Raw genomic sequence first — 18400 nt, 5'->3', positions numbered from 1 at the left:
CCGATTCCCGACGATCTCGCGAGCAGGGAAAACGCGGATCAAGGCGTCGCCGAGCGTCCTCGCGAGGCCGCGCGGCGACGAACAACCGTCAAAAACGGCCGCGAAAGCCGGAATCCGCTGTCAAACCAAAATCGACATAGGCCCGTTCGAGGCTGCATGGCGACGGATCGCCATCAGGCGCCATGCAGGGGCGTGTCGATGGTGGTCTAACAGCGGAAGACGGAAATCATTGCAAGGGACTGTGACAAAACGCCGCTTCGCCGGTCCCTTTGGACAAGGGCTTTGTCCTTGTCGCCCAACAAACAGCGCTTTCGCAGGTAGCCGACACGGACAGGATCCTTGCCTCCAGAAAGGTCGCTGGGGGCGCTCGATTCGATGGCTTTTCGATGCGAACCCTCGGGCCGCTGAGCCGTTTCGCCTCCCGCCCCTCCTTCAGGTGGGTTAACCCGGAGGAACCGTGCCGAAGACCCTAATAAGTGAATATAGCATGAGAAAATGAACGTCGGCGGCCATACGGTCGCCGACGTTCATTTCGATGCAAGCTTTTGCGGTCTCGAATACTTTCGATACAGCTCAGGTTGACCCCGCAGGAATGGGCCTCCGCCCCTGCGGGAGGCTCTCGCAAACACCAGCCCGCCCGATCTCGCGGTCGCGACGCCTACCGCCGCCTGCGCTTCCGGCAGACCGACGCGCCGGCGGCGGCGAGCACCGCGACCGACGCCAGCGCGAGCCATGGAGCCGCGCCGGGGCCGTCGCCGGTCTTGGCGATGGCGCCGCCCTTGGGGGCCGGGTCGGGTGCCGGAGCCGGAGCGGGCGCGACCACCGCGAAGGGCGACAGGCCCGAGAACGCGCCCGTTGCGAAGCCGCCGGCAACCTTCGCGCTCGCCTCCTCCAGCGTGCCCCCGGCGCAGTGCAGCACGGCGACCTCCCGATCGTCGTAGGCGGCCCCCACCGGGAAGGACGCCTCCACGCCACCCCAAAGGCAGCCGGCCGCCAGCGACACGCAGAGCTCGGCCAGCGTCACGCCCTCGGACTCGCGGGCGCGCATCGCATCGCAGGCCGCGCAGGTTCCCACCGCGTGCAGGCCGCCCTCCTCCACGAGCAGGGCGGCGTTGGATGAGAGCACGCCGGACACCCTCACGCCCGTGGCCGGGTCGACCAGCGTGCGCTGCGTCATGGCGAAGAAGCCCCAATCCTTCAGATCGGTGCCGCCGAAGGCGCCCTTGGCGTAGGCGGCGCCCTCCGAATAGTAGAGCGCGCCTTGGGCGGGGACGCCGTAGAAAGCGGCGGTGACGCCGGTGGTGGTATCCGTTCCGAGCACGGGCGGCGTGTCGCCGAGGAACGAGAGCTCGGTCAAGTTGGCGCAATCCAAAAACGCGTACTCGCCGATGTACGCCAGACCGCGCGGAAAGGTCATCTTCCCAAGCTCGGTGCAGCCGAAGAACGCGTGCCGGCTGATGGTTTCAAGGCTCACGGGAAGCTCCGATAACGCCAGCTTGTAGCATTTCAGGAACGCGTACGTGCCGATAGACTCCACTCCAGCGGGCAGCTTCGCGAGCGGCAGGTTGTCGCAGTAGGCGAACGCATAGTCCCCGATGGATGTGATGTCGGCAGGCAGTTCCGAAAGCTTCAGCTGCTTGCATTCGGCGAATGCCCAGTCGTCGATGGTCTTGATGCCGTCCGGGAGCTTCGCGAGATCCAGGCTCTCGCAGCCGCGGAAGCCGCCGGGCTCGATGGAGAAGAGGCCGTCCGGGAGCTTTGCAAGCACCATGTTCTCGCAGAGGGCGAACGCGAAGGAGCCGACAGTCTCGAGGCTGTCCGGCTTCACCAGGTTTTCCAACCTGGTGAAGCCGGGAGACCCCACATCCTCACCGGTCATCTTTTTTAGAGCGTTCATGCCTGCCAGGTTCAGACCTGACAGGCTGGTCCATGCGCTGTCCTCTCTATAACATTCCTTGAGCATCACCCAATCGACTTGCGGTATGTCCGTCGCGTCGCCGAAGACCTTGATGTCCGTCGCGCCGACCTCGTCCCTGCCGGCAAGCGCGGCAGCGAGGGCGTCGGACATGCTCGTACCGTCGCCGTTGAACTCGACCTCGAGCGTGAAGGATGAGGCATACGTCCAACCGCTCGGCCCGTTGACGCCGAAGACGCTCCGGAACCTGTCCGCATCCGGGCAATACACCGTGCCACCTTGGCCGACGCCGGCGAAGGCGTTCGCGCTCAGCGAGGGCGGCACCTCGCCGTGGAACGAAAGCTTCAGAAGATCGGTGCAACCCGAGAACGCTTTCTCGCCGACGGATTCGAAGCCCGAAGGGAAGGTCATCTTGGCCAAACCGGTGCACCCTTCGAACGCGTATTCGCCGACGGCCTTGACTCCGGCGGGGAGTTCCTTGAGCGCCAGGCTGGAGCATCCCTGGAACACGCCGTTGCCGATGGACGTGATCTTCCCGGGTAACGCCGTAAGCACCAGCTTCGGACAATTGAGAAACGCGTAGTCGCCGATGGACGTGACGGCGGAGGGGAGCTTCGTATACGGAGTGGAACTTGCTCCAACAAACTCTAACTTGGAGCAGTCGCGAAACGCAGAGGGGCCGATGGTGGCGACAGAGGACGGGAGGTATTCAAGCACCAGCTCGGAGCAGTAGGCGAATGCGGCTTCGCCGATGGAGGAAACGTCCTTGGGAAGCCTCTTGTTCGGTACTTCCATCTCGGTGCAACCGTAGAACGCGTTGTCGCCAATGAACTGGAAGTTGGACAAGGTGTTGGGCGGGAATTCTATGCTTTTCAGCCGCTGGATAGGTTGGCTGGGTTGACTGCTCGCCCCTATCCCCTTCATGTCGCTCAAACCGGATAGATCCAGGCTGGACAGGTTGGCCCAGTCGCTGTTGGCTGCGTAGCAGCCCCTGAGCGCCTCCCAGTCACCGCCGCCGATCTCCGTAGCCCGACCCGTCACGATGATGCTGGCGAAGTCGGCCTTGCTCCTGCCGGAGAGCGCGGCAACGATGGCGTCCGCCATGCTCGCGCCGCCGCCGTTGAACTCGACCTGAAGGACGTCGTCGGCAACCCGAGGCGCGGCCGCCTGGGGTTGCGGCATCGTCGGCTCCGGATCGGATGCCTCGAGCGGTACGGACGCAACAGAGGCGGGTTCCAACTGCGCCCCCTCGCCCGCTTCAGAGCTCTGGGCATCGGCCGTCGCGTCGGGCGCAGGGTCGTCCTGCGCCATCGCCGTTGCCGGAACCCCCAGCACGGCCAGGCAAGCGCACAGCGCCGCCGTCGCCAGCCTCCTGCCGATAGAAGCCCTCTCCATATCGTCTCCTCCTCCGCCGTCCGCCGACGAGCCGTGAAGACGCGTTGTGTTGCCTGCAAAAAGCAGGCAACACAAAAGGGGTACCCCTTTTCGGCGCCAAGGCGCACACCCGAGGATACCTGAGCCCTTCCGCTCGTGCGACCTTTCTCTATTTCGGTTCCCGTCAAAGACGCGATTCCAGCCGATCAACACCCCAGCATTCCAGGACGTTAAATCCAATCAGCGTACGCGTTGCGGTCCGAACAGAACATCGGCCGGTACGAGGTTTTTGGAGACTTTTCTTTTTCTTACTACGAAAGGGCCGGCTGGGCGCCAGGCGAGGCGACGCTACATGATGGGCGGCACGTAGATCTTCATGCGGGAATCGGGGATGGCCTTCTTGGCCAGCTCCGTCAGGCCCTGCGCCACGATGGGCAGCTTGTCGACAGGCAGGCCCATGAACATCATGTCCTCGCCCAAGTCGGTCGCCGCCCGGCAGCCGTAGCAGCCGAACGTGATGTTGGGCTCCTGCTCCGTCAGCGGGTACAGCACCGCCTCCACGCACATGGAGTTGAAACCGCTCGCATGGAAGTCGAAGCGGTGGCCCGAGTAGTAGCTCATGGACATGCACAGCCACATCATCTGCTCGGGCGTGCCGGTGATCACGACCACCTCGGGCTCGCGCACCGTCTTGGCCAGCGGGGCCACGTAGGTGGCCCGTCGGCTCTTCGGCGGCAGCGTGGGGCGCTCCGCCACCATGCGGGCGGCGGCTTCGGCGTTCACCACCTTGTGGAACAGCACGTAGATCTCGCCCGTCGCCAGCTTCTCGGGCACGCCGGTCATGCCGAAGATGGACGTGCCGTCGGGGCACGAATGCCGATGCGGCGGCATGAGGATGCTCGCGCCGCGCCGCGCCGCCATCATGGCCTGGCAGAAGCGCTGGTTCTCGGGCGGCATGGTCACGTCGGGCAAAAGCTCGTCCTTGTCGATAAGGCTCACGGCCACCGGCTGCCAGCGCAGGCCCAGCTTCTCCATGATGACGCGCTGCCACTCGGCGTACTGATTGCGCAGCTCGCGCGCGATAGGCTCGGCGCGCGGCTCGTCGGAGAAGGGGTCGTACACGGCGTCGCCCGTCGCCTCCACCAGCAGCGCCCGCTGCGGGCAGTTGCCCGAACACGTGGTGCACCCCACGCAGTCCTCGATGCGGGCGGCAAACGGGTGCCCGTCCGCGTCAGCCTCGAGCACCTCGCACGGGCAGAAGGCGATGCAAAGCCCGCACTTCACGCACCGGTCCGGGTCGTTCACGATTCGGTAGTCAGCCATAATATCCTCTTCTTCGAACAAGTAGCTTCGTTCTTGTCGGCCACACGCAAAGCCGTTCGAGCCGTCATTCGCGTTCGCGTGTGCGGCACGCCGGCGTTTTTTGGTGCGCTCGCCGCATGGGTTGCTTCGTCGTGCGTCACCGCGCCGGGCGATCTGGAGATCGCCCCTACGGAAACATCCCCAGTTGAGCGGCAAAACAGTCCCCACAACGTCCTCTATGCGGCCCTGCCGACCCGCTCCCAACCGAGGGGCAGCCCAATTCGCGCGAAGCGCGAACACCCTCTCTCTCAGAGGCAATCCCGTTCGCGCATCCAGCGGGGGCGTCGGGCGTGCGGGTCGTGTAGATTCCGCACGAGCCGAACAGCCCAGTGGGCTGCTCGTGCGAGCTCAGGACTTGACCGAGCACGACCCGCACGCCCGACGCCCCCGCGCCCCGCAGGTCGAAAAGCTACCGCAACTCTTCCTTACACCAAGGCGGATACACCCTCCGCCCGCCAGAATCCGTCAAGTGGTACGAACAGAACGGGATGGCGCGCCCGTCAGGCACCGTCACCATCATCGAGCACTCCCGCAGCCGCTGCGTGTCCATGGAAACCGCGTCCATGTAGTTCATGATGACCACGGACAGCCCGCTCTCCACTTCCACGCCCTTGTGCGCCAGGATGTCCAGGAACACCGACCCCTGCGGGCTGTCGGGCGAGTAGCCCTCGTGGTACTCCTCCATCGTCATGGCGCGCGTGGCCGGGTAGAAGCCCGACGGATGCGCCGGCACGCCCTCGGGCGGCTCGCCGTGCACGAAGAACACGCCGGTGTCGCACAGCGGGTTCGAGCATCCCAGCGGCCAGACGTCGCGCGGCTCGATGAGCCCGTCCGACTGCTCGGCCAGCTGGAAGATCACGTCGCCCGAGCTCATGGGCAGGGCCCGTTCGGCGTCGAAGCGTCCGGACGTGAACGCCGGCTGCAGGGCCAGGCCGGCCACCACGTCGGCGTTGTCCAGGCAGAAGCGCAAGAGATCGCCCAGCTGGCCGTCGTTCAAACCGGCCACCACGGCCACGGACAGCACCACTTGGATGCCCACCTCGCGGCAGCGCTCGATCACCTTCATCTTCACGTCCAGGATATCGCGCCCGCACGTGCCCTCGTACACGTCGCCCGTCAACCCGTCGAACGACAGGTACACGCCGGTGAGCCCCGCCCACACAAGCTCTTCCAGATACCCGTCGCGCGCGGCGATGACCAGGCCGTTCGTGTTGACCTCGATGCCCCAGAAGCCCTTCTCGCGACCCATGCGGATGATCTCGGGCAGGTCCTTGCGGCACGTGGGCTCGCCGCCCGTGATCTGCACCGCGCCGTCCGTGCCCACCGCGTTCGCGATGACGTCGTACATGTCGCTTATCTCGTCCAGCGTGGGATCGCCCTCGCCCGTCTCGGCGCTCATGAAGCACACGGGACAGTGCAGGTTGCAGTTGCGCGTGACCTCGATCTCCAGCAACGTGCCGCGCCGCTGGTGCCGCGAGCACGTGCCGCAGCCGAACGGGCACGGCTTCGAGGCGGGAATCGTTCCCTGCGGCGCCGTCTTGGGGAACGCGAGCGAGCGCAGCCACTGGTAGTGCTCGGCGTCGGGCCACATGCGCGTGGCCAGACGGCCGTGGTCGGGACAGGTGCGCTCCATCCACACGACGCCCTCGGCGTCGGCGTACACGTCGGCCGGAAGCTCCTGCAGGCAGTCCGGGCAGAGCGCGGTGGTCTTGTGCAGCGACGTGCGCGCCTCAGGCGGCGCGGCTGCGGCGTTCTCGTTCGCGTCCATGGCGTTACTCCTGGTCGATGTATTGGCGCGGATCGTGCTCGTCGTTCGGCGGCGTGGTCACCTGGATGCCCATGTAGTCGATCCAGTCGAGCACGCGCTGCGGCACGAACAACTCGGTTTGGTACGCGGCGGCCTGCTTGATGGCGCGCATGCACGAGATGGCGTGCGCGAGATCGGTGGCCTCGTCGATGTCGGCCACGGGCGAGAGGAACGCCGAGGGAACGTCGTTCTCCTCGAGCTTCTGCATGTAGCCGTCGAGCGCCGGGCGCCCGTCCATGTTGTAGTAGACGCCCTGATGGTCCATGGGCGTGTTGTGGCTGAAGCCCACGAGCGACGTGCCGCACTCCTGGCACGGCGCCTGCACGAAGCCGGGCTTGCCGATGGACTGGAAGTAGTCGAGCCACTGGAACGCCTGCACGATGTGCGACTTCGGCATGGTGGGGATGTCGCCGCCCACGGACACGATGTGCTCGTAGCCCTGCGAGAATATCTCCTTGAACGCGTAGTCGAAGTGGTCGTCGAACGTGGCGCCCTTGTCCGTGAGGTAGTGGATCTCCATAGGCCACGGGCCGATGGCCTCGTACGTCTCCTTCATGAGCTGCACGTTCTCGGCCGGCGTCGTGGACACGAAGAAGTCGTACGTGATCTTGTCGACGCTCGGATCGGCCTCGACGGCCGCGTCGTTCAGCATCTGCAGCTCCAGCAGCGCGTGCATGGACAGCTCGCTCACGTCGTACAGGCTGCGCTTGAAGAACTCCGCCGCCTGCGTAGGGCTCAAAAACCCGTCGTGCTCGGTCGTCAGCCGCGTCTTCACCATCCCCGCCACCGGAGGCTTGCTAAACAACAGCAGCGCTTGCTTCTTTTCCGCCATAGTAACGATCTCCTTCTCGTCGTTGCCAATTCATCGTATCGCATTCGCGCGTCCGCCGCACGGGTGTATCTCGTTTTTCAACCACCGCTCCGGACACGACTTGCGCTGTCCCTACGGAGAGCCTTTCCGCCTACCAGCCGCACCGTGCGCTCGCCGCACGACACGCCTTCCCCCACAGCCATCGCGCCGGGTGATCCGGAGATCGCCCCTACGGGAACCACCGTCGCCGGAACCCCTCACCAAAAAGGAAGACTCCCAACAAAAACCCTCCCACATCAACCGATCACGCAACGGCGTTCTACGCCCCGCAGATCCTTCGCGCCTCAACCGCAGCCAGCGGAGGGAACGGGCGGGGGCGCCGCGCGCAGATTCCGCACGAGCCGAACAGCCCAGCGGGCTGTTCGAGCGAGCTCAGGACTGCCCGAGCACGGCGCCCCCGCCCGTTCCCTCCGCGCCCCGCAGGTTCATTCCCACGAAAGAGGCTCCTCGACCTTGCGCAGAACGCAGTCGATGGCGTTGTACGACCAGGTGCCTATCATCGGTTCGCCCGGCGTACACGACGTGAGGCAGTTCACGTTCGACTCCCACATGCCGCCGAAGTCCGGCGCCCCCGGCTCCCATTCGGGATGCCACCAGCCGTAGTCCACGTTCACCAGATCGTCGCGCATGCGCGCGGTCTCCAGTATAAAGCGCGCCGAGCCGTTGTCGGTGGCGACCTCCACGCGGTCGCCCGGCTTCAAACCCAGCCGCGCGGCCGTGGCCTCGCTCACCTCCGCCACCGGATGCGGCGACTTCGCGCGGAAGGCGGGGTTGTTGAAGTACATGGACGCGTTGTAGGGTTGCTTGCGCGACCCGGTTATCAGGGGCAGGTGCGCCGCCCCTTCGGCCTCGGCGGCCGCCACGAGCTCGGGCGAGCAGAGCGACACCTGATCCGCCGGCTCGGGCAGGCGCGGCCCGCCCAGCGCGGGCAGAAACTCGCTCGCCAGCTCGATCTTGCCCGTGGTGGTGGCGAAGCCCTGCGGCCGCCCGTCGGGGCCGGGCAGCTCGTGCTTGGCGAACGCCGGCGGCTGCCAGTAGATGCCCAGCTCGCAGAACACGTCCCAATCCATGCCAGCGCGCTCGAGCTGCGCGGCGAACGCGTCGGAGAGCGTCTCCTCGGGCCAGGCGTCCTCCTGCCCCAAGCGCATTCCCAAACCGCGGAACACGTCGTAGTCGGTGCGGCGCTCGTAGTACGGCTCGACGGCGGCAGGCCCGCCGTAGCCCATGTTCGCCACCCCGCCGTGCACCTGCAGCACGGGGCGCTCGACAGCGCCGGCGGCCGGCAGCACGTAGTCGGCGATGCTCGCCGTGGGCGTCATATAGTAGTCCAGCACCACCAGCAAATCCAGGCCCATGAGCGCGTTGAACACGCGGCGCGTGTCGGCGTAGGTCAGAAGCGGGTTCGTGGCGTTCACCACGAGGGCGCGCACGGGGTACGGCTCGCCCGTCTCCATTGCGCGCAGCACGAGGTGCGGATGCGCCGAGGTCAGATAGCGCTCCGGCAGCGTGCGACCCAGCTTCTCCGTGAGGGCGCGGGCCCGGTCGTAGCCGTCGTAGCACTGCAGCGGCGTGTAGGGCGTGTTCAGGCAGCGGACGCGATGCTCGGGCGCCAGCGCGTCGGTCATCTCCAACTCCATCTCGGAAATGAAGTCGGGTCCTTCGGCCAGCACGCATGCGCCGGGCTTGTCCACGTTGCCCGTGACGGCGCGCAGGCAGCAGATGGCGCGATGCGTGGGCGCCACGTTCGCGCCCACCTGGTCCACACCGCGGCCCGACACGAGCGCCGCGGCCCCCGCCTGCGCGAACAGGCGCGCCGCCCGCACGATGTCGTCCGCCGGCAAACCGCACACGGCCGCCACGTGCTCGGGCGTGTAGGGCCTCACGTGCTCGGCCAGCTCGTCGAAGCCGTGGCACCACGCGTCCACGAACGCGTGGTCCACCAGGTCCTCCTCGATGATCACGTGCAGGAGGCCCAGCGCCAGCGTGCAGTCGGTGCCCGGACGCACCGGCAGCCACAGATCGGCCACGGCCGCCATCTGCGTGCGGCGCGGGTCGATGCACACGAGCGGGGCGTCGGAGCGCGCGAACGCCAGAAGCGAGCGCCAGAACGCCGAGTTGTCGGACTGCGCCGGGTTCGTGCCCCAGATGAACAGGCATTCCGTGGTTCCCGGCACGATGTCGGCCTCCACGGTCCAGCCGAACGTGAGCGCGTCCATCCAGATGCGCGGATTCCAGCATATCTGCCCGATGCCCATGTTGTTCGGCGAGCCGAACAGGTTCATGAAGCGGTGCAGCGGCCAGAACGACGCGTGCGGTCCGCCGATGGCGCTGGCGAGCGTCTCGGGCCCGTGCTCGGCGGCCAGCGCCCGCAGCCGGGCGGCGATGTCGTCGAGCGCCTCGTCCCAGCTCACGCGCTCCCACTCGTTCGCGCCGCGCGCGCCGACGCGGCGCAGCGGATGGTTCACGCGGTCGGCACCGTCGAGCGCGTCCAGGTTCATGCGCCATCGGCGGCAGCCGGCCAGGATGCGCTCGTCATAAGGGTAGCGCGTGGGGTCGGGCGCCAGCTCGGTCACGCGGCCATCCTCCACCGTGGCCAGAAAGGCGCAGCAGTAGCCGCAGTAATGGCAGTTCGTGCGTTTGACCTCGGCCATCACGAATCCTCCCCCTCCGTCGGGGCGTCGAGGGCGGCGAACGTGCGCGATCCCCCCGTGCCTTCCACGGCACCGAGCGCGTCGTCGAACAGGAAACGCAGCTTCATGTACAGGTCAGCCCCTTCCCAGTTGATGCGCCAGTCGTACAGGAGCTCCAGGTAGTGGAACACCGGCACGGCCGATTGCGAAACCGTGAGCTGGAACGAGCAGCTCATGCACGCCGTCACGATGGCCGTCGCCTCAACCGACTGCGCCTCCTCGCCGTGCCGTTGGGCCATGGCGTCGGCCACGAACGGCTTGCCGGCCGCGCGCAGAAGCGATCCGCAGCAATACGAGCGCTTGCGGATATGATCCGTCTCCACCACTAACCCGTCGGGCAAGAGAGCGCGCAACCCGTCGGCGAACTCGCCGGTGTCGCGGTCGGGACACGAATCGTGCACACACACCTTCACCTCGGCAGGGTCGATACCCGCCTCCCGCGCCACCATCCGCCGCGCCACGTCCTCGTCGATGCGATAGCCCAGATCGGCCAGCACGGCCGGAAGCGCCACGACCTCGACGTGCGCCGTGCGCTCGTCGGCGGCGAGCGCGGCACGCAGCGCCATGACGCAGTTCGGGCAGGCGGCCACCACGCGCTCCACCTGCGCGGCGACCAGGCTGTCCCGCAGCTGGTCCTCGAACGAGGCGCGCACGACGTCGCCGTCGGGCTCGTAGGACAGGATCTTGCCGCAGCACAGCAGCGAAACGCCGTCGACGCACCCGGCGTCGGCGAGCGTGTTGTGAACGGCCTGCACGAGCGGCAGCCCGTAGTTGATGAGCGAGCAGCCGGGGAAGAACAGCGACGCGCAGCGGCGCGGCTCTCCCGAACCGGGCGTCACGACGGCTTCGAGCTGCGGGAACCCGCAGGTGACGGTAGTGCCGGTCAGGGCATCCTCGAACTGGTACTGCTCCATGAGAGTCCTCTTGCCTTCCCTGGATCGCGCGGCTTCTCCAGCCGCGCGCGATCGTCGCGCGCATCACGCGCGGGCAGGCGCTTCCTTGTCGAAGCGCCTGCCCGCGGGCGGTGCGCCGTACAAGCGGCGAGAGCCCGGCGCGAACGCCGGGCTCCGTCGCATGAGCTGCGAGTCTCATTCGAAGCCCGCAGCCCGTCGAACCTCGAACCTTAGAACTGGTTGTCGCCGTACGTCCACTTGGTGATGAACTCCGCGTCGTTCTTCGCAACGCGGTTGTAGTAGCGGTTCTCGCCCGGGATCTCGGCGCGATCGTCGGTGTTGACCACCATGAAGCGCAGCAGGCAGCCGCCGCACAGAACCAGGATGGGAGCCACGAGCGTGGCCGCGGCGGAATGGCCACCGCCGATGTACATGACCAGCGGAACGACCAGGCCCAGGCCCACCATGCCGACCCAGAACAGGCCCGCGTAGGAACCGCGCACCCAGCGGCGGGCGGCCGCCTTGGCGGTCACGTTGCCGGCGCCCGCGAAGGACAGAACCATCGTCAGCAGCACGATGAGCTCGGCCACGACCAGGACGATGTCCACCACGTGCAGGATCTCCAGCACGATCTCGGACACGACCAGGCTCTCCAGCGAGATGACGGCCGGCCAGCCGCCGATGGACAGCACGATGGCCGCGCAGCCCGTCGAGATGGCCGAGATGGTGAACAGCACGGGCAGCGCCGGGGTGGCCCAGAACGCATGCGCCTTCAGGGTGGACAGCATGATGCCGGTGTACATCATGATGCACAGGCCGAAGAACCCAGCCACAATCAGGAAGAAGTCGGCGGCGGGCTTCAGGAAGTCGGACATGCCGGCGAATACGGGCCACGCGTCGCCGATGAACGCCAGGAAGAACAGCAGGGCGAACACCGCGGCGATGACCAGGAACGTCGCGCCCCACTTGATGATGGACTTCGACGTGGTCCACACGCGCCAGAACACGCCCGGCTGACCGAGGTCGATGACGAGGAACACGCAGCCCACGGCCACGCAGGCCAGCGACACGAGCACGGGAAGCGCGAACACCTCGGCATAGCCCGGAACCACGAAGCTGTTGAAGATAGCGGCCAAGAACAGAATGCCGCCCGCCAAACCGCCCAGGAACAGGTACAGGGCGATAGGCGGCTCCCAGTAATGATGCTTCATTATGCCTTACCTCCCAACTCAGGAATATAGTAGATCTGCGGATCGGTGCCGAATTCCTCGAAGAGGCGCTCGGTCTTCACGGAGCCGATGAGCTTGGACACTTCGCTGTCCGGATCGTCCAGATCGCCGAAGATACGGGCCTTCTGATGGCAGGTCAGCACGCAGTACGGCTGAGCGGAGGGGTCCAGCTGGCGCTTGTCGCGGCAGAACGTGCACTTGCGCACAAAGCGGTGCATGCGGTCCTCCAGATGGGAGGCATCGCGCATGCCGTACGGGCAGGCGTTCACGCACACCTTGCACGACAGGCACTTCTGGGGGTCAACCCATACGGTGCCGTCCTCGTCCTGCTGGCTCGCGCCGGACGGGCAGCAGGGAACGCACTCGGGGTTCTCGCAGTGCATGCACAGCAACGGCTGCCAGCTCTTGTGGACGTTCGGCCACGTGCCCTGGGCACCCTCGGTGACCACGGGGTTGTAAACGATGTCAAGTGGAAGCTTGTTCCACGTGCGACAAGCAACCGTGCAGGAGTGACAGCCGATGCAACGACGCTGATCGATGACCATGACGTAACGAGTCATTTATCTATCCTTTCTTCCTACTCGGTGGCTATTCTTCGACGGGAGCATACGACATGTCGTAATGCTTGCCCGTTGATTCGTCGACCAAGTGGCCGGTGGCCGCGTCGTACAACCAACCGTAGTTGGCATCGTGGAACGCGCCGGTCTCGGGATCCAGCAGCCAACCGCTGTTCGGATCGTACACATAGGGAAGGTCGCCCAAGGTCACGTAGCCCTTGTCGCTGTTCCAAGTAAGGTTCTCGGGAACCTCGAACGGAGCGGCGGCCTCGCCGGGGTAGCAGCGCACGCCGGCCACGAACACGATCTCCTCGCGATCCATCGTGTACATCTTGCCGGTTTCGTCGTCCACCAGGCACTCGTTGGCGGCATCGTAGCGCCAGCCGGTGTGGGCGTCGTAGTAACCCTTCGTGCGCGGGTTGATAAGCCAGCCCGACTCGTCCAGACGGAAGTGCGTGTCCTTCTGGTACAGCGCGTTGTTCTGCCACACCCACTCGTAGCCCTCCGGCACGGCCTCGGTCGGCTGCGGCTTCTCGAACGGGATGGGCTCGCGAGCGAGCTTCTGGTCGCTCGGCATGACCGTGACGCCCGGCTCGGACGAGGAGCCCGGAATGGAGAACTGGGTGTCCTCCTTCTTGTACTCCTTGTCGTACTCGCCGCACTTGTACACCTTGCACATGAGGCCGCGGTTGGCCCACGAGCCGCCCATCGGATCGCAGTGCTCGTCGTCGACAGAGGTCAGCACGTTGACGTTGGACTCGAGGCAGCCGAAGGGGTTGTCCAGGTCGGCCGAGCCGTCGCGCTCGGGGAACCACCAACCGCGCGGCGCGAACACCACGTTGGGATGCACCTCGGGCTCCACGTTGGCGCGCATCTTGATGCGGCCGCGACGCGTCTCGATCCAGCACCAGTCGCCATAGGCGATGTTCAGCTTCTCGGCCAACTCCGGGTTGATGGAGAAGTACGGATCGGGATACAGGTAGCGGATGCCCTGCATCTGGAAGTGCTCGGAGTGGTGGTACGGCATGAAGCCGCCGCCCGTGGTGAGCACGATGGGATACTCTTCAGCGATCTCCGGCGTGTCGATCTCGTTCTCGATGCAGCCGATGTAGGTGGGCATGCCGGGGTAGCCGAGCTCGCGCAGGATGGTGGAGTTGCACTCCACCTTGCCCGAAGGCGTCCAGAAGCCGCCGTTGGTCTTGAACTTGTTCTGGTGCAGCGGCGGATAGTACATGCGGTAGAAGTCGACGAAGTCGTTGTAGCTCTCCACGCCGGGAAGGCCCAAGGGCTGCAGGATGTGGAAATAGGCTTCTTCCTCGGTCTCCCACGGCCAGTTGGCAGGATCCTGCCCGCACGCCAAACCCAGCTTGCGCCAGAACGTCATGTCGGTGTGGCGATCGTACTTGGGCTGCATGGCGCGTCGACCGCCCATGATGGAGTCGGTGGCGCCGTAGTGGGTGACGATGGTGGGACGCTCGAGGGCGCCGGCGGCCGGGAACACGTAGTCCGCGAACAGCGCCGTGGGGGTCATCCAATAATCGACGACCACCAAGAACTCGCACTTCTTCAACGCAGCGAGCGTCATCTTGGCGTCGCCGTAGGAGTTGATGGGGTTCGTGGCGTTCACGATGAGCGCGCGCACCTGGTACGGGTCGCCCGTGAGGATGGCCTTGAACACGCTGGGGCCGTGAGCCTCGCAGAACCACTCGGTGGGCAGGGTCTTGCCCCACGTGCGCTTCGCGTTGTCGGAGATGAGCTGGTAGCCGGGCCAGGAGGTGAGCTTGAACTTGTTGGAGCCGATCTGCTTCGCCTTCTGCTCCTCGGGCAGGCACTCGTTGAGCTCCATCTCCTCGTCGGTGAGGTAGTTCAGAGCCGGGCCGGGCATGCCGTCGCCGCCGGGAACGTCCAGGTTGCCGCAGACGGCGCGCATGAGGGCGATGGCGTGGCTGCCGGTGGTGGAGGCGCGGCCGATCTGGTCCCACGTGCAGCCCCACTGGATGCAGCCGGGCGTGTTCATGGCGTACAGACGGGCGGCCTGGCGGATCTGGTCGGCATCGAGCCACGTGATGGGCGCGGCCCACTCGGGCGTGTACTCGGCCACGTGCTCTTGCAGCTCCTCGAAACCGTCGCACCACTCGCCCACGAACTCCCAGTTGACCAGGCCCTCGTAGATGATGGTGTGCAGCATGGCCAGCGCGAGCGCGGCGTCGGTGCCGGGACGCAGGGGCAGCCACAGGTCGGCCTTGGAGGCCGTTTCGGAGTAACGCGGGTCCACGACCACGATCTTGAGGCCGTTCTTCTGCAGGTCGGTATAGCCGTCCATGCCGCCCAAGGTGGAGGCGCCCGGGTTCATGCCCCAAAGGATCAGGCACCGTGCCGAGGCAAGGTCGGTCTCGAACGGCGACCAGCCGGCCACGCAGGTCTCGGCCATGAACGTGGGGATCCAGCACAGAAGCGCGTTGTGGAAGCCGTTCGGCGTGCCGAACTGGTTCAGGAAGCGGCGGCGCGCCCAGTCGTCGGTGCGCGTCGTACCGCCCGCGGAGGCCACGGCCTCGGCACCGCTTTCCTCTTTGATCTGGTTGAGCCGGTCGGCGACCTCTTGGATCGCCTGGTCGTACGGCACCTTCTCCCATTTGCCCTCGCCCTTGGCGCCCACGCGCTTCAGCGCATGGTTGATGCGGGCGGGGTGGTTGACATGCAGCAGCGCGCTGGTGCCGCGGCAGCACAGCCCGCCATGGTTCGAGTAATCAGGATCGCCCTCGATCTTGATCACGTCGCCATCCTTGACGTAGGCGAGCACGCCGCAGTTAGCATGGCAGAAATAGCAGAGCGACTTGACCATCGTGACGCCGTCTTGATGGATGTCGACCTCGGTTGACTCGGTGTCCGGGCACACAAGGCCCTTGAGACCACTCGACGTCTTGGAAATCTCCGTCATCTACCTTCCCCTCTTCTTCTCGTCCGTTTACCTTACTTTGAACCCGTCGTACCGTTCGCATGATTATGCGCGGAAGCTCCGCTTGGCCCGAACGCTCTCACTCGTGCGGATCATGCACGCCAGTGTATAAAACGCCCGTTCCGTCCACATCACACCGGAAGTTCTAAATTCCGCGAGCGGGTAAGCCCGATGGTATTAATTGATCGGATCGCGATTTCCGCGCCGACCGCTCGTCTGGGCATCCTGCCGTTCGGCGGTTCGCCACCCCCTGCGCGAGCATCGGCACAAACGTTCGCACCCCCTGCGCGAAATGACGTTGCAGCTCCTCCGACCGCTCCGATCGACTGCTGGTTGTCATCGAACCGCGCACGATCTGAACCGTTGTTCGATGCCAACCAGTAGTAGATAGAATCGGCTATTTGATTATAGCTATGCTGAATAGCATGTGCCACCCTAGTGGCGTGTTTTTGCGGCGAATAACACGTAAACGGGGCATGCGGCGCGTCCGTGATGGAGCGGTGCAAGGTCGAGGCGACAGAAGGCCGCCAAACGCGCAAGGTTCGGACGGCGTCCGTGCAAGGTTCGTGCAAGGTTCGAGCGACGCGGACACGGTCGGATTACGGTCGGCATGCAAGGTCGCGGCGCTAGGATAGAGGGGCCGGGACAGGCCCGGCACGACCAGCGGAAAGGGGGCCGTCGTGGAACCGTCGCACGTACAGCCGCGCAAACAACGAGAAACCGGTGCTGTCGAAGCCGTATGCCACCGCCGCTCCCCTTCCCCGCCGATCGCGGCGCGTGCCCTTTGCGCGCTGGCCGCGGCGTGCGCCCTCGCGCTGGCGCTTGCGCTGTGCGGGACCGCGCGCGCCGAGGCCGACGAGAGCATCTCCGGCACGTGCTATGTGGCGTGCGTCAACGCGCATATCGACGGAGCGGAGGGCGGCAACGTGTTCGACGTGTCGTTCCCGCAGTACGGCATCACAACCACGGGCTACTGTATCTCCGGCTCGATCTACGGCACGCCGCTGCCGGGAACCTACCCGTTCGTCGGCGAGCCGACCGACGACGGAGGATACCTCGTCACGGTGGACTGCCGGGGCGCCGGCATGTACGAGAACCACTATTCGCCCTTCGGCGCGCAGAACGTCGGCGGGTTCAAGATCTACCTGACCGGCACCGTGGAGGTGGTCAAAACATCCACGGCGCCCGACGTCACGGAAAAGAACGGCTGCTACCGCCTGGACGGCGCAGTGTACGGCGTGTACGCCGACGAGGCGTGCACGATCGAGGTGCTCGACGCGACGACCGATGAGACGGGACGCGCCCGTTCGGCCGCGACCCTGGCGCCCGGCCGCTACTGGGTGCGCGAGAAGGCGGCGCCCGCGGGCTTCGTCCTCGACGAGCGAGCCTTTCCCGTCGAGCTGACCCGCGAGCACTGCCGCACGGGCGCGGTGCCCGTCTTGACCGTCGAGGACGCGCCCCTGCTCGCCCCCGCCGACGTGATGGCGGCGAAAGTCGATCGCGAAACGGGCGTCGCCGTGCCCCTCGGCGACGCGAGCCTGGCAGGTGCGGTGTTCGCCGTCGAGCACTACGCGGACCGCTTCGGCTCGCTCGCGGAGGTGTCCGCGGCGGGCGTGCGCCCCACCCGCTCTTGGACCGTCGTCACCGACGAGCAGGGCCGCGCCACGGTCGGAGAAGAGAACCTCTTTTCCGACGGGCGCGGCGGGCGCGGCCTACCGCTCGGCACCGTGGTCGTGCGCGAGGTGCGGCCGCCCGCAGGCTACCTGCCGCCCGATCCCTCGGTGTTCGTTTGCCCCGTCGAGGCCGTGCCCGACGCGGCGGGCGCGGCCGTGTTCCACGCGCCTGTCGTTGCCGAGCAGGTGGTGCGCGGCGACGTGGCGCTGTTCAAGTTCGGCTCCGCAGACGGGACGGGCGGCGGCTCCTCGAGCGGGGGCGCGCCCGCAGGCGGCGACGAGAACGCCGACGCCCCGGGAAAGCCGCTGGCGGACGTGGCGTTCGACGTGGTGCTGGTCTCGACCGGCGAGGTAGTCGCCCGCATCGTCACCGACGAGAACGGCCGGGCCTCCACCGCCGACCTGCATGACGCGGCCGCATGCGGCGCCCTGCCCTACGGAACCTACGAGGTGCGCGAGGACCCGGCCACCACCCCGCCGGGCTACCGCGCCGCCGAGCCCTTCTTCGTCGAAGTGGACGAGAACGGCCGCACCTATTTCTACGAAGTGGAAAACGAGCTCGTGCGCTCGCCCGAAACGCCGACAAGCGTAGACGGACCCGAAGAGCCGGCTCTTGCCGAGACGGGCGACGCCCTCGGCACGCTGCCTCGCTGGGCAGCGCTCGCAGCCGCAATCGGCGTCACGCTCGCCGCAGCGGCCGCGAAGCGCGGCCGTCGCCCGTAAGGACAAGCGCAACTCCCCCGCACGGCAAGCGGCCGCCTTATACGCTATGCCCCCGGGGGGCAAACGGTTTTCCACGCTGCGGCAAACCGCATACCTCAAGTGCCGATCGACTTGATTAATTCTTAATTACAGTTTATAATTTACTGAAAGGACGGCCATGGTCAAGCGACGCGACCTCGTCAGGGAGGTCGAAGCCCAAGGATTGAGAAGCATCGGCGGCACAGGCCACGAGGTGTTTGAGAAACCCGGCTTTCGGACGTCGATTCCGCGCCACAGGGAAATTGGCGAGGGAATGGCAAGGGCGATCAGAAGACAAGCGGGGATCGAAAGGCGACGCTAACCTCCCCTTC

12 protein-coding genes are annotated in these 18400 nt (G+C 66.2%); 3 read left to right on the top strand and 9 right to left on the bottom strand.

Features of this window, described 5'->3' with window-relative positions:
- Positions 1-210 (top strand): hypothetical protein (locus C1878_RS16775; protein WP_206749708.1); only part of this gene is annotated, 210 nt, incomplete at its 5' end.
- 448 nt (positions 211-658) lie between these two features.
- Here C1878_RS16775 and C1878_RS14820 read toward each other — a convergent pair.
- From C1878_RS14820 to C1878_RS14780, 9 genes are all read right to left on the bottom strand, one after another.
- Positions 659-3310 (bottom strand): leucine-rich repeat domain-containing protein, encoded by a 2652-nt coding sequence (locus C1878_RS14820; protein WP_114602382.1) that lies wholly within the window; start codon positions 3308-3310, stop codon positions 659-661.
- Positions 3311-3637: 327 nt separating this feature from the next.
- Positions 3638-4612 carry a DUF169 domain-containing protein gene (locus C1878_RS14815; protein WP_147272965.1) on the bottom strand — a complete coding sequence of 325 codons (975 nt, stop codon included), beginning with the start codon at positions 4610-4612 and terminating at the stop codon, positions 3638-3640.
- A gap of 448 nt (positions 4613-5060) precedes the next feature.
- Positions 5061-6419 (bottom strand): radical SAM protein, encoded by a 1359-nt coding sequence (locus tag C1878_RS14810; RefSeq protein WP_114602380.1) that lies wholly within the window; start codon positions 6417-6419, stop codon positions 5061-5063.
- A gap of 4 nt (positions 6420-6423) precedes the next feature.
- Positions 6424-7290 carry a DUF2064 domain-containing protein gene (locus tag C1878_RS14805; RefSeq protein ID WP_114602379.1) on the bottom strand — a complete coding sequence of 289 codons (867 nt, stop codon included), beginning with the start codon at positions 7288-7290 and terminating at the stop codon, positions 6424-6426.
- Between the two features lie 464 nt (positions 7291-7754).
- Positions 7755-9980, bottom strand: coding sequence for a molybdopterin-dependent oxidoreductase (locus C1878_RS14800; RefSeq protein WP_114602378.1), 2226 nt, complete (start codon positions 9978-9980; stop codon positions 7755-7757).
- On the bottom strand, positions 9980-10933 hold the full coding sequence (locus tag C1878_RS14795; RefSeq protein ID WP_114602377.1) for a (Fe-S)-binding protein: 954 nt from the start codon (positions 10931-10933) through the stop codon (positions 9980-9982). Before C1878_RS14795 ends, C1878_RS14800 begins: the two co-directional genes overlap by 1 nt.
- A 209-nt stretch (positions 10934-11142) precedes the next feature.
- On the bottom strand, positions 11143-12123 hold the full coding sequence (gene nrfD / locus C1878_RS14790; protein WP_114602376.1) for an NrfD/PsrC family molybdoenzyme membrane anchor subunit: 981 nt from the start codon (positions 12121-12123) through the stop codon (positions 11143-11145).
- Complete coding sequence (locus C1878_RS14785; RefSeq protein ID WP_114602375.1) at positions 12123-12701, bottom strand: 4Fe-4S dicluster domain-containing protein; 579 nt, start codon at positions 12699-12701, stop codon at positions 12123-12125. Before C1878_RS14785 ends, nrfD begins: the two co-directional genes overlap by 1 nt.
- Positions 12702-12729: 28 nt before the next feature.
- A complete protein-coding gene (locus tag C1878_RS14780) occupies positions 12730-15636 on the bottom strand; it encodes a molybdopterin-dependent oxidoreductase (protein ID WP_114602374.1) in 2907 nt (968 codons plus the stop codon).
- A 698-nt stretch (positions 15637-16334) separates the two neighbouring features.
- On the opposite strand from C1878_RS14780, the gene C1878_RS14775 reads away from it, so the two are divergent.
- Positions 16335-18050, top strand: a complete 1716-nt coding sequence (locus tag C1878_RS14775) for a collagen binding domain-containing protein (protein WP_114602373.1) — start codon at positions 16335-16337, stop codon at positions 18048-18050.
- A gap of 157 nt (positions 18051-18207) precedes the next feature.
- Positions 18208-18390, top strand: coding sequence for a type II toxin-antitoxin system HicA family toxin (locus tag C1878_RS17110; RefSeq protein ID WP_114602372.1), 183 nt, complete (start codon positions 18208-18210; stop codon positions 18388-18390).
- Positions 18391-18400: the final 10 nt, after the last annotated feature.

The sequence above is a fragment of the Gordonibacter sp. 28C genome (assembly GCF_003339845.1).
Taxonomy (GTDB): Bacteria; Actinomycetota; Coriobacteriia; order Coriobacteriales; family Eggerthellaceae; genus Gordonibacter.
The sequence above is the reverse complement of the archived record's forward strand: the minus strand, read 5'-3'. Positions and strand labels throughout refer to the sequence as shown.